Genomic DNA, 12,131 nt, shown 5'->3' on the forward strand with positions numbered 1-12,131 from the left:
CGATGTTTCGCACAAATCGGCCTGTCCTCCATATTTTAGCCATCCTGCAGCGCGCGCGCTACGCCTCTATCTGGAAATCAAACGAGGCCGAGCGACGGGAGCCAGCCTCGCGTCCAGGCGACCGAGACCGCCTGACCGTCGGCCAGGCGGTCGCCGTCCATCCGCGCGATGGCGTTCGTCGATACGAGGCCCGTCAAGCTGCCCGAAGACTGCCTGTCCTCCGCGCGGAAGACGAGCGTGGCGCCGCGCAGATGCAGGTGGCCGCGGAGCACGCGCGTATGCTTGACCGGCTTCGCGCGCACCTCGCCTTCCACCAGGGCCGTGAGTGGAAACGGGCGCGCTTCCTTCGCACCGAGCCAGCGCAACACGAACGGCACCACGAGGGCGTGAAACTGCACGTACGCGGCCGCCGGATTGCCCGACAGGCCAAATGCAAATCCATGGGGCGTGGGCCGCGCAAGAAAGGGCGCGCCCGGCCGCATGAAGACGCGTTCGAAGAGAACTTCGCCGCCCGCGATGGCGTCGAGCGCCTCTCGGGCGTAATCCGCGTCGCCCACGGAGGCGCCGCCCGTCAGAAGAAGCAGATTCGCTCTAGTCGCGAGTCGCTGCGCCGCGTCGGTGATGGCGGCGGGATCGTCCGCCGCGTGTTCCACCGCGACGACGGGGACGCCGAGCTGGCCGAGCGCCGACTGAAGGAACGCGTCGGTCGCAGCAAACACCTGTCCTGGCGCCAAACATCCCTCGGCGCGAGGGGAGGTCACCAACTCGGATCCCGTCGACAGGATGGCCGCCGTGAGCGGCCCCAGGCACTTGCACTCGTGGACGCCGGCTGCGCGCAAGACGGCCTGGGTCTGCCCGTCGAGCACCTGGCCCGCTCTGGCGATCACGTCGCCGCGCCGCGCGTCGTCGCCCTGAGGCTGAACCGACTCGCCCGCAGGCACGGGGCGGAGGAGGCGAATGGCGCCATCTTCCGCCTCCACCCACTCTTCTCGGGCCACCGCCGCCGTGCCGGGGGGCACGGGCGCTCCCGTACGCACGCGGACCGCTTGCCCGGGCGCGAGGGTCGCGCCTGGGGCTTCGTCCCCCGCGCGCACGTCCGCCACCACGTGGAGCGGAGTTCGAGCGGCGAGGTCTTCGGCGTGGATGGCGTACCCGTCCATCATGGAGCGAGAGAACGGCGGCAGATCGACTGCCGCCGCCACATCCTCGGCAAGCCAGCGCGGATGGGTATAAGCCCATGAGCTGATGGGCGCGGTGGACTGCACGGGCAGATGCCGCTCTAGCCGCGCCCACGCCTCGTCGAATGCGATGACTTCCATCGGATGGTCCCTCAGCCTTTCAACACCTCTTCGATGCGCGCCAGGACGTCGTCGCTGAGCGCGACGCCGGAGGCCTTCGCGTTCTCCTCGACCTGTTCCGGCCGGCTGGCCCCGATGAGCGCGCTCGCCACGTTGGGGAGGCGCAAGGTCCAGGCGAGCGCGAGCTGCGCGAGCGAGAGGCCGCCCTCCTTCGCGATGCTCTCGAGCCGCTCGACCTTGTCGAGAATGTCGTCCGTCACCTTCATGAACTGGTTGACACCCGGGGTCGCGAGGCGCGAGCCCGCCGGGGCGGGTTGGCCCTTGCGGTACTTGCCCGTCAGCACGCCTTGCGCGAGCGGCGAGAAGACCACCTGGCCAATGCCGGCCGTCTCGCAGATGGGCACGACGGCGGCTTCAATATACCGCTCGAACATGTTGTAGATGGGCTGGCTGGCCACAAACTTGTGCAGCCCAAGTTCGCGCTGCAGACGAACGCCTTCCGCAATCTTATCCGCGGGCCACTCGCTGAAGCCCGCGTACAGGATCTTCCCTTGCGTGATGAGGTCGTCTACCGCGCGCAAGCTCTCCTCGAGATCCGTCTCGGCATCGTAGCGATGGAAGTAAAAGATGTCGATGTAGTCGACGCCGAGCGCCTTGAGGCTTTGGTGGACCTGTTCGACGATGTGCTTCCGGCTTAACCCGCGGTCGTTCGGCCCCTGTCCCACCGGCCAAAACGCTTTCGTCGTGATGATGTAGCTCTCGCGGGGGAAGGGCGCGAGTGCCTCGCGCATGACTTCCTCGGCGGCGTGCGGTTTCGCACCGTACACGTTCGCGCAGTCGAAGTGGTTGATGCCGAGTTCGTACGCCCTGCGCACGCAGGCTATCGCCTGCTCCCGCTCGGTCACGGTTCCGTACGTCAGCCAGCTGCCGAGCGCGATTTCGGACACTTTCAGTCCGCTCTTTCCAAGTCTCCGGTACTTCATGGCGCGGACACCTCCGCTCCCATTGTACTGGCTTTTTCTGCGAAGACCAAACCGCTTTCTCTCCCACAGATTTTGCAATGCACACAGGACTTTGCAAGCCGGCGTCGAATCCTTGCTACGGACACCACTGCGGCGACAGGGAGGACTCGTATGGATGTACGCGCATTGCTCGGTCTGAAAGCGCTTGACGACGTGCGGTCGGCGCTTTTTGTTCAGCCTCATCCAGACGACAACGAGGTGGGCGCCGGCGGCACCATGGCCAAGCTCGCCGCAAAGGGCTGTCGAGTGGTTGCCGTCACCGTCACCGACGGGCGCTACGGCGCCGTGGGCCCGGTTCAACCGGCGGATCTCGCCCGCCGCCGGCAGGAGGAGCTCGCGGCGGCCTGCGCGGCGCTCGGGGTCCGGGAGCACATCGAATTCGGTTTCGAAGACCTCGGATCCTACACGGAGATGGACGTGATCGACAAGCTCGTGCCGGTGCTCCTCGACATCCGCCCAGAAGTGGTCGTCACCGTGGATCCTTGGACGCCGTACGAGGCGCATCCAGATCACGTCAAAACCGGGCGCGCCGTGGCAGCCTGCGCCATTCGCTTGGCAAGCCTCACGGTACCGCAGACGCTGCCGGCCTATGTGCCGCCGATGTTTGCGTTTTACGCGAGCGCGTATTCCAACACGGCTGTGGACGTGACGGATCACTGGCACGCCAAGATCCGGGCGATCGAAGCGCACGCGAGCCAGTTTGGCACGCCGGAATGGCCCATGTTGAAGGCCTATCTGGAGCATCAAGCGCGGGCGGCAGCGGAACGGCTCCTTGACGCACCAGACGGGCGGCTCGCGGAGTCCTTCAAGCTCCTGTCGCCTCGCCAACTTCACTTCTTTCCGGATGCCATGACGAGTTGAAACGGGGGCGTGCCCATGGCCCAAGTCGGCCTCCATCCTTCCGTTCGGCCGCGCCCATCGGCCGCGAAGAAGACTGCGTATGCCGCAAATCAGATCGCCGTCAACATGCTTTGGCAGGCGTTCAACGCCGTCGCCGTGTACGACTACGTGGCCTACCACGGCGTGTCTGCGGTTCGGTTGTCGAGCGGACTCATCGTCTATGGCGTGCTGAACGCCCTGTTCAATCTCGTCGCGGGCCACGTGAGCGATCGCACGCGAACCCGCTTCGGCCGGCGCATTCCCTACGTCGCCGTCGCGTCCATCCCGTATGGGCTTTGTTTCGCGCTCTTGTTCTCCCCGCCTCACCTGACTAAGGCAGGGCTCGTCGTCTACTTTCTCGCTATGACCTTCTTGTTCGATCTCGCCTTCACGTTCGCAGCCCTGAACGCCAACGCGCTGTACGCCGAGATGTACACCGAGCCCCGAGATCGAGCGTACGTGTCAGCGCTCCAGCAGGTCTTTGGCATCGTCGGGCTCATCGCCGGCGTCGCCCTCTCGAAGTCACTTGGGCAGTCCCTTGGCTGGTCGCGCATGGCGTGGATCTTCGCCGCGGTGGCCGTCGCCTCGATGTACGTGTCCCTGTGGGGCAGCTTCGAAACGGACCAACCTGTCGAACCGTTTCGCTTACGCGAGGCGCTCCGGGAGACGTTCCGGAACCGCGCCTTTCTGTGGTACGTCGCGGCGAGTTTCCTGGTCCAGTTCACCACCACGCTCTTCACCACGGCCTCCTCGTTCTACACGTCGTACGTGGTACGCTTGAGCCCGTTGCAAAATTCGCTGTTTCTCGGTGGCATCTTCCTCGTGGCCATGCCTGTCGCGTTCGTCTGGGCGCGCGCCGCCATTCGCTACGGCGCAGCGCGCTCAGCCATGGCCGCCATCGCGCTGTACGCCGGCATCGAAGCCCTCCTCCTCGTCGATCGGTCGCCCGCTTCCGTGCTCGCAACCGGTCTTTGCCTCGGCGTCCCCGTCGCGGGCTTCATGGTGCTCTTGAACATGCTCTTGGCCGAGGTGATCGATCTCGACGCGCGCCGGACAGGCCGCCGACGCGAAGGGATGTACCTGGGCGTGAACGGATGCATCGTGCGCCTCGGCCTATCCCTGCAATACGCCGTCATGGCCATCTTTTTCGAGGTCTCGGGATATCGGGCCGGGGCGGAGGTCCAACCGCCGAGCGCAATCGAGGGGTTTCGTCTCTTGCTCGGCCTGGTTCCGGCGCTGTTTCTCGCGGTCGCCTTTTGGTGCATGTGGGTGTACCACCGAATGCTGCGCCGCGAGGGGGCGTGATCGCACCTAACCGCGCTCGTGCGTTCAGGGCTGGCTTCGCACTCCGAAAACCCGTACAATGAGTGGAAATTGGGTCGAGGTCTACGCCCTTTTGCGCGGGCACCCTTCCGTTTCGTCCATCCCTTTCGCGCGCTTGCCGCGTACCGTACAACAAACGCGGCAAAGGAGGGATGGATCGTGGCGGACCTGCGCGCGGTCGCGAGAAATTACATCGGCCGGCCCGTCGTGGTGCACACGCACAACGGCGTGCACTACGGCATCCTTCATCACGTGGACGATCGCGGCATGTACCTGCGTGTGTACCGCCCAGGTGCGCGCGTGACGGGGTTTGACGGCGAATCCGACGTCCGCACCCTCGATCAACTTCCGCAATCGCTCGACGCCGAGACGGCGTGGTGGATCTGGCCGCTCATCTTCATTCCATGGGCTGTCGCTGTCGCTTTGGCGCTCGCACCTTGGTGGTGGGGACCCTGCTGGTGGTGAGGGGGCCCCTCCCACCGCACGCTCGAAAGGGGGACAAGCTGTGGCGAAAGTGGCGTTCATCACGTCGGGCGCAAAGGGGCTCGGCCACAGCATGGTGCTCACATTGGCGAAAGCCGGCTGGGACGTGGCGTTTACCTACGGGAGCAGTCAGCAGGAGGCAGTGGCCCTTGCGGGGCGCGTGGAGAAGTCGGGGCGCCGCGCGCTACCCATCCACTGCGACCTGTTTAGCCGCGACGACATTCAAAGTGCGGTTTCCGCAGCGAGGGGCGCCTTGGGCGGGATCGATGCGGTGGTCCATAACTTCGGCCCGTTCGTGTTTGAGCGAAGGCCGCTCGCGGATTACGACGACGAGATGTGGCGCCTGATGATGGACGGCAATCTGACGAATTTCTTCTGGCTGTACCGAGCCACCGTGCATGAGATGCGCGCCAACCGGTTTGGGCGGTACGTCACGGTGGGATACGACGGCGCGGGCGAAGCACGCGGATGGCGGTTTCGCGCAGCGTATGCCGCCGCGAAATCCGGCTTGGCGGCGCTCACGCGTTCCATCGCGCGCGAGGAGCGCATCTACGGCATCACGGCCAACATGGTCTGCCCGGGGGACATCCGCGGCGAGGACAAGATGCGGATGATCGAGGACGTGAAAGATGTGCGGACCGAGGAAGGATTACGGCCGCCGGTCGGAGAAGACGTAGCCCGCGCGGTGGAGTGGTTCTTGCGAGAAGACAGCCAGGAAGTGAATGGCACGGTGCTCGAAGTCACCGGCGCCCGGGAAATTGTGGCGAAGGACTCCTTTCCGCGCAGGCCCGAGCCTTAAGACTTCGGCTCTTCGTCCGCGCCGTGCCGCTTTCTTAACGAGCGCCTGAGGCCGTCGGAAAGGCGCCAGGTCAGGTACGCGGCGAAACACGCTGCGGCAATGAGATACGCCGTGCTGTCGCGCATCCAAGGTCCTCCTCCCGCGTGTAAACGCATCGTGCATCAGCACTTCACAGGTTTTGATGGATTCGAGCTTCCTATACCACCAATCGGGTCAACAAGGAGCCGCCTTGGCCTTGGGCGGAAGGAGGAAGGTCGGTGGACGTTCAATCCGTCGGAGTCATCGGGGCGGGATTCATCGGCCGCGGCGTCGCGATGGCGGCCGCACTCGGCGGAATGCGGGTGCTTCTGTACGACATCCAGGAAGAGGTTCTCGAGCGCTCGCTCTTCCACATGGGACAGCGCTTGGCCGCTCGCTCGCGCCACTACGGCCTGACGCCCGGCGAGATGGAGGAGGTGCTTCGGCGCATCCGAACGGTGCCTCGCCTCGAGTCGGCCTGCGATGCCGATCTCGTCCTGGAGGCGATTCCGGAGGACTTCGAGGCCAAGATGGCCCTGTTGCGGGACGTGGACCGGTTCGCTCCACCGAGGGCCGTCTTGGCCACCACCACGTCGACGTTCTCCGTCACGGAGCTCTCCGGCGCCACGTCTCGGCCGGAGTGGTTCCTCGGGCTCCACTTTCCGCAGCCGCCCACGTCCTCGCGCGTCGTGGAGGTGGTGCGCGGATACGTGACGTGCGAGGAGGCCCACGAGCTCGCGCTCCGATTCTGCAAGCGCGCGGGGCTCACGCCCATTCAGACCATCGACGTGCCGCCCTTTCTCGTGCAGCGCCTCCTCATTCCCTTCATCCACGAGGGCATCCGCGCCCTGCAGGAGGGCGTCGCCAGCGCGAGCGACATCGACGAGGCGATGCGCCTCGCGCTGCAACACCCCGTGGGCCCGCTGCAGCTGGCGGATCGCATGGGGCTCGATCACGTCCTCGCCACTAGTGAGAAGCTCGCGCGCGAGACGGGAGACAGCCGCTATCTCCCGCCGCGCCTGTTGCGCCAGATGGTGCGCGCGGGCAAACTGGGGCGCAAGAGCGGGGAGGGGTTTTACGTGTACGACGACGTATCGACTTCTGCCGCGAGCGCGGCGAGCGATTCGATGCGCGTGGAGCGCAGGCCCCTCGGATAGAGGTTGTTGAGGCGTCCCGGCGCCCGCTTGGCAAAACCCAGGTGAAATCCCTCGTGGGCCACGGCGCAGAAGGTGGCCTCGTGGTCATAGCCAGCGGGAAGTGCGAGGGGTTCGCCTGCCAGGTACCGGATGGCGGTCTCCTCGTCGATCTCGACGGTCGCTCGGAAGCCCCCTGGCGGCAGGAGGCGGGACGCCGCGTGATGCGGGACAAACACCTGGCCCTTGCGTTCCGCGATCGGTGGCCCGGGCCGCAGGACGCGAAGCGAAGAAACGGCGAGATCGCCCAATGCGTCCGCGAACACGACCGCCTTGCGCGCGACCGTTTTCCGCCAGGTGGGCGGCACCTCCGCGACGAGCGACGTGAGCCACGCGTCCCAGGCCTTGTCGGTCGAGGGGGTTCCGGCCTTCGGACGCCGCCGAGGGCTTGTTGCCACCGGCTCCAGCAGGCGGAAGCGCGCCACGAAGTGCCCTTCGCCTCGCCCGACGTGGGGCCAGAGGCGCTTCGCGAGCCCCACCCCCTCGCGGTCGGCCGCCCAGTCGCTCCGCGCCGGGCGCCACTCGGGCCAGTCCGGCAGCGGTTCCAGTGCCACCGGATAATGGTCGAGCAGCCACAGCACCACCTGCTCGTTTTCCAGTGGATTCAGCGTGCACGTCGAATACACCAGCCGCCCGCCTGGTCTCAGCATGGTGAGCGCGTGGCGCAGAATGTCTTTTTGCAGCGCCTGGAAACGTTCGGGCGCGTCGGGCCGCCATTCCGCGCGCACAGCCGGGTCTTTTCGGAACATGCCCTCGCCGGAGCAGGGCGCGTCGACCACGATGGCGTCGAACGCCTGCGGCCATGCGTCGGCCAGCGCCGCGGGCGATTCGTTGGTGATGGCGCACGGCGCGCCGACGCGCTCGACGTTTTCCGCGAGGGCGAGGACGCGATCGCGGTGGACGTCGTTCGCGACGAGCTGGGCGCCGCCCCTTCGCGCCGCCATCAGCGCGGCGTGCGTCGTCTTGCCGCCTGGCGCGGCGCATAAGTCCAGAATCCGCTCGCCAGGCTGTGGATCGAGTGCCACGGCGACGGCCATGGCGGACGGATCCTGCAGATAAAACGCGCCTGCCTGATGGAGCACCGTGTAGCCGAGCGATGGGCCGGGGGCGAGGTAAAAACCGTCGGGAGCCCAAGGGACGCCGCCGCTCAAAAACGGCGCGAGGCTTGGCGGCAGCTCGCCGCGAGGCCGTGCGACCGCCGCGTAGCGAAGCCCGCGCCAGGGTTTGGCGGAAAGCGCGGCGACGAGATCGCGCGCCTCGGCGCCCAGCCAGTGCTCCATTTGGCGCACAAAGGCCGCCGGTATCTCGGGTGGATTGCGCATGGGTCCATCCTCCTCGCTTGTCCGCGCGCAAACCGAACGTTAGAATGCCAAAGGGGTGAGATTCTCCATGTTGAACCAGCCGTCGAAGGCGCTTGTGACGGTGCCTAATCCGCATCCGGATCGCCGGTACACCGTGGAGATGGAGACGCAGGAATTTACCACCCTGTGTCCCATGACGGGTCAACCGGACTTTGCGACGATTTACATTCAGTACGAGCCAGATCAGAAGTTGGTGGAGCTCAAGTCGCTGAAGCTGTACCTCTGGAGCTATCGCAACGAGGCGAGCTACCACGAGGACTGCGTGAACCGGATTCTGAACGACTTCGTCGCCGCGGCAGAGCCGCACTACGCGAAGGTCGTGGGCGACTTCACGATTCGCGGTGGCATTCACACCAAGGTGACCGTAGAATACCGCAAATGACGGCAAAACGCGATCGCCCGGGCGCGATCGCGTTTTCGCGCAAATCGGGGCCTCTCGCATACCATGAATCGAATGCGAGGGGATTCGCGTGGCCAACCATCAGGACGGACTCTGGCTCGGCATTGCCACCACCGCGGTACCGCGACACGGCCGCCCCGGCGCTCATTATCGGCGGATCGCCCGGGCGGCGAGGCGACACAACCTGCGCGTGTGCTTGTTCGATCCCGGCCGACAGGCGGACTGGTCTCGCCTTTCGGCCTTCGCTCCCGTCGATCCCGACCGGCCGGACGGGGAGTGGAAACCTGTCTCGGTTCGCTTTCCCGATGTGATTTACGAAAACGTGTATGTGCATCTCGCCGTCCAGGGTTACAGCGCGCCGCTCAGAGCGGAGGCGCGGCGACGCGGCGTGCCGCTCTTCAACCCCATGCTGCCCGGGAAGTGGCAGATGATCCGCTTCTTGCAGCGGGCCCAATTGGACCACTTGGCGCCGGAGACAGAGGCGCTGACCACGGCGGAGGCGCTGTGGCGAGCGCTCGAGCGCTGGCGAACCGTCTACGTCAAGCCGAGCGGCGGCTACGGCGGCGTCAACGTGCACCGGCTGGAACTCCTCGACGGGCGCGTGCGGGCCCGGGCGGATCGCCGCTTTGGCCGCGTGCGGACTTGGGAGCGCGTGATGGACCGCGCGCAGCTGGCGAGCTTCATCCGCTCCCTGCGAGGGCGGTATTTGGTCCAGCGCGGGCTTCGCCTCCTGCGCGTGGGCGGGCGCAAGGTGGACTTTCGCGTCGTGTTGCACCGTGACCACCGAGGCGAGTGGCAGCTCATCGGGATTGTGCCAAAACTCGCGGCCCAAGACGGCGTGGTGACCAACCTCATCGCGGGCGGAGAGCGGTGGACGCTTGCTCGGCTCGTCTCCGCCGCCAACCGGGAAGGCAAGGACGTGCCCGTGGAGCAACTCGTCAAGGCCGCTCAATCGATTGCCGAGGCGCTGTCGCGCCGGTACCCGACGGTTGGGCTCGTCGGCTTCGACATGGCGGTGGAGGAAGACGGAAGCGTCCGGATGATCGAGATGAACCCCAAACCGGCGCGATCGCTCCTGGACCGGCCGATGCTCGAGAAGCTGGCCGCCTGCCAGGCGGGCTTCGCGCACTGGCTCATCCGGCGCTGATGGCAGCTGGAAAGGCGCACCTCCCGCGAAGGGGCCGTGATACAATCGGGCCAGGAGGTGTGCCTATGGAATCATCCATCTCGACTTGGGTGCGCGAAGCGGTCGATCGCGTCCAGGTGATTGACATGCACACGCACCTGTTCCCGCCCTCGTTCGCCTCGCTCTGGCGCTCGGGTGCGGATGGCGTCCTGACCTATCACTACCTCATTGCGGAAGCCATCCGCGCGGGCGGCCGCTCGCCGGAGTGGTTCTACGCGCTGCCGCCGCGAGAACAGGCGGCGTGGGTCTACGAACAGCTCTTTGCGCGCACGAGCCCCTTGTCCGAGGCGGCGATGGGCGTGGTGGCCATCGCGCGGGCGTTCGGCGTGGATCTGAAACGAGATGGCATCGAAGGGCTGCGCGCAGCGCTTCAGGACGAGCCGAGTGACGCCTACGCCGAGCGCGTATTTCAACTCGCCGGCGTGGATCGGGTGGTCATGACCAACGACCCGCTCGATGCAACCGAGCGCGCGCACTGGCTGGAGGGACGCCCTGTCCATCCCCGTTACCTCGCCGCGCTACGCCTCGATCCGTTTCTCGGGGATTGGGGCGCGCTTCGCGAGCGCCTCGCCGCCGCGGGCGTCTCGGTGTCTTCCGCCGCGGATTCGGCCGATCTCGCCGAGGTACGCCGGTTTCTCGAGAGCTGGATTGCGCGGATGCGGCCCGTGTACCTGGCGTTTTCGGCGCCGCCCGAGTTCGCCTATCCCACGGATTCCACGCCTTCGCGCGTGCTCGACGCGTGCATCCTTCCCCTGTGTCGCGAATACGGCCTTCCCCTCGCGCTCATGATCGGCGTGCGCAGGCAGGTGAACCCAAGGCTCCGGGAGGCGGGGGACGCCAGCGGGCGCGCGAATCTCACGGCGGTTCTGGGCCTTGCCGCGTCGAACCCCGAGGTGCGATTCTTCGTCACGGTGCTGTCGCGCGAGGACCAGCACGAGCTCGTGGTGTTGGCCCGCAAGTTCGCGAATCTCCTTCCCTTCGGCTGCTGGTGGTTCGTCAACACCGAGACGCTGACGCGCGAGATTTCCGCGCTGCGCCTGGAACTTCTCGGGCCCACCTTCGTCCTGCAACACTCCGACGCGCGCGTGTTGGAGCATTTGGTGTACAAGTGGAGGAACGCGCGCGCCCTCGCGGTGGACCTATTGGCACACAAGTATACAAAGTTGGCCGAGGCAGGGTGGCCGGTGACACGGGACGAGATCGAACGCGTGGTTGAGCGCCTGTTTCGCGACAACTTCCTGGCAGCCGCAGGGGCCATGTAGGAGGCCGCGCAAGGCGATGCGGACGGGGCGCGCCGCGGCCTTGGCTCCCGCCTGGCGTCATGAGCCGCGGCGCAGCGGCGCCTTTGGTCTAGCGCGACTCCTCGCGCTTCTGTTAGAATGAAAACGCTTACTCGTTGTGGATGCACCACGGCGCGTCGCGTCTGGGTCGAATGGAGTGAGGTTGATGCGTTCCAACAAGGTGTACGAGTCGGCGGAGGCTGCGGTCGCGGACATCGGGAGCGGTGCCACGCTGCTCGTCGGCGGCTTCGGCCTGTGCGGGATTCCCATGGCGCTCATTCAGGCCCTGCGGGACCGGGGCGTGTCGGATCTGGTCTGCGTCAGCAATAACTGCGGCGTGGACGACTGGGGACTCGGGATCTTGCTGCAGACGCGGCAGATCCGCAAGATGATCTCCTCCTACGTCGGGGAGAACAAGACGTTCGAGCGTCAGTTCTTAAGCGGAGAGTTGGAGGTCGAACTGGTTCCGCAGGGGACGCTCGCCGAGCGCATCCGCGCCGGCGGCGCAGGGATCCCCGCGTTTTACACGGCCACGGGCGTGGGGACGTCCGTCGCGGAGGGCAAAGAGGTGCGGGCCTTCGACGGGCGCGAGTACGTCCTCGAGCGAGCCATCACCGGGGACTTTGCGCTGATCAAGGGCTGGAAGGCCGACAAGCTCGGCAACGTCATCTATCACGAGACGGAGCGCAATTTTAACCCGGTCATGGCGACGGCCGCCAAGGTCACGATTGTCGAGGTGGAGGAACTCGTGGAGCCGGGCGATCTCGACCCGAATTTCATCCACACCCCGAGCATATACGTCCATCGGATTGTGGTCCATCCGAATCCCATCAAGCGGATTGAACGGCGAACGGTTCGCCCGCGCCCACAGACCTGACGCTGGCCGAAA

At 66.1% G+C, this 12,131-nt stretch carries 13 protein-coding genes; 9 read left to right on the forward strand and 4 right to left on the reverse strand.

The window, feature by feature from the left end:
* Nucleotides 1-77: 77 nt before the first annotated feature.
* Both AS26_RS05060 and AS26_RS05065 read right to left on the reverse strand, forming a co-directional pair.
* Nucleotides 78-1,319 (reverse strand): molybdopterin molybdotransferase MoeA, encoded by a 1,242-nt coding sequence (locus AS26_RS05060; RefSeq protein ID WP_062306768.1) that lies wholly within the window; start codon nt 1,317-1,319, stop codon nt 78-80.
* A gap of 11 nt (nt 1,320-1,330) precedes the next feature.
* A complete protein-coding gene (locus tag AS26_RS05065) occupies nt 1,331-2,281 on the reverse strand; it encodes an aldo/keto reductase family protein (protein ID WP_062306771.1) in 951 nt (316 codons plus the stop codon).
* 150 nt (nt 2,282-2,431) lie between these two features.
* Here AS26_RS05065 and AS26_RS05070 point away from each other — a divergent pair, with 150 nt between their 5' ends.
* The 4 genes from AS26_RS05070 to AS26_RS05085 all read left to right on the forward strand — a co-directional run bounded on the left by AS26_RS05070 (nt 2,432) and on the right by AS26_RS05085 (nt 5,804).
* A complete protein-coding gene (locus AS26_RS05070) occupies nt 2,432-3,181 on the forward strand; it encodes a PIG-L deacetylase family protein (RefSeq protein ID WP_062306773.1) in 750 nt (249 codons plus the stop codon).
* Nucleotides 3,182-3,196: 15 nt separating this feature from the next.
* Nucleotides 3,197-4,504: an MFS transporter gene (locus AS26_RS05075; RefSeq protein WP_062306776.1), complete on the forward strand. Its 1,308-nt coding sequence runs from the start codon at nt 3,197-3,199 to the stop codon at nt 4,502-4,504.
* Nucleotides 4,505-4,681: 177 nt separating this feature from the next.
* Nucleotides 4,682-4,987 (forward strand): LSm family protein, encoded by a 306-nt coding sequence (locus AS26_RS05080; protein ID WP_245629622.1) that lies wholly within the window; start codon nt 4,682-4,684, stop codon nt 4,985-4,987.
* Between the two features lie 40 nt (nt 4,988-5,027).
* A complete protein-coding gene (locus tag AS26_RS05085) occupies nt 5,028-5,804 on the forward strand; it encodes an SDR family oxidoreductase (RefSeq protein ID WP_062306777.1) in 777 nt (258 codons plus the stop codon).
* Here the strand turns inward: AS26_RS05085 and AS26_RS14830 are convergent.
* Complete coding sequence (locus AS26_RS14830; RefSeq protein ID WP_281176946.1) at nt 5,801-5,929, reverse strand: hypothetical protein; 129 nt, start codon at nt 5,927-5,929, stop codon at nt 5,801-5,803. The two genes, AS26_RS05085 and AS26_RS14830, sit on opposite strands and share 4 nt — an antisense overlap.
* Nucleotides 5,930-6,061: 132 nt before the next feature.
* Between AS26_RS14830 and AS26_RS05090 the strand changes: the two genes are divergently transcribed.
* On the forward strand, nt 6,062-6,979 hold the full coding sequence (locus AS26_RS05090; protein WP_083515992.1) for a 3-hydroxyacyl-CoA dehydrogenase family protein: 918 nt from the start codon (nt 6,062-6,064) through the stop codon (nt 6,977-6,979).
* Here AS26_RS05090 and AS26_RS05095 read toward each other — a convergent pair.
* Nucleotides 6,898-8,337 carry a methyltransferase RsmF C-terminal domain-like protein gene (locus tag AS26_RS05095; protein ID WP_062306780.1) on the reverse strand — a complete coding sequence of 480 codons (1,440 nt, stop codon included), beginning with the start codon at nt 8,335-8,337 and terminating at the stop codon, nt 6,898-6,900. The two genes, AS26_RS05090 and AS26_RS05095, sit on opposite strands and share 82 nt — an antisense overlap.
* A gap of 67 nt (nt 8,338-8,404) precedes the next feature.
* Between AS26_RS05095 and queF the strand changes: the two genes are divergently transcribed.
* From queF to AS26_RS05115, 4 genes are all read left to right on the forward strand, one after another.
* Entirely contained in the window at nt 8,405-8,758 is a 354-nt protein-coding gene (gene queF / locus AS26_RS05100) for a preQ(1) synthase (protein ID WP_062306783.1), read from the forward strand.
* An 88-nt stretch (nt 8,759-8,846) separates the two neighbouring features.
* Nucleotides 8,847-9,923 carry a YheC/YheD family endospore coat-associated protein gene (locus tag AS26_RS05105; protein WP_062306785.1) on the forward strand — a complete coding sequence of 359 codons (1,077 nt, stop codon included), beginning with the start codon at nt 8,847-8,849 and terminating at the stop codon, nt 9,921-9,923.
* A 65-nt stretch (nt 9,924-9,988) separates the two neighbouring features.
* The gene (locus AS26_RS05110) at nt 9,989-11,224 is read left to right on the forward strand and encodes a hypothetical protein (protein ID WP_062306788.1); all 1,236 of its coding nucleotides are present in this window, start codon (nt 9,989-9,991) and stop codon (nt 11,222-11,224) included.
* A 184-nt stretch (nt 11,225-11,408) separates the two neighbouring features.
* Complete coding sequence (locus AS26_RS05115) at nt 11,409-12,119, forward strand: CoA transferase subunit A (RefSeq protein WP_062306790.1); 711 nt, start codon at nt 11,409-11,411, stop codon at nt 12,117-12,119.
* The last annotated feature ends 12 nt before the right edge of the window (nt 12,120-12,131 follow it).

It is taken from the genome of Alicyclobacillus sendaiensis NBRC 100866 (assembly GCF_001552675.1).
Taxonomy (GTDB): Bacteria; Bacillota; Bacilli; order Alicyclobacillales; family Alicyclobacillaceae; genus Alicyclobacillus; species Alicyclobacillus sendaiensis.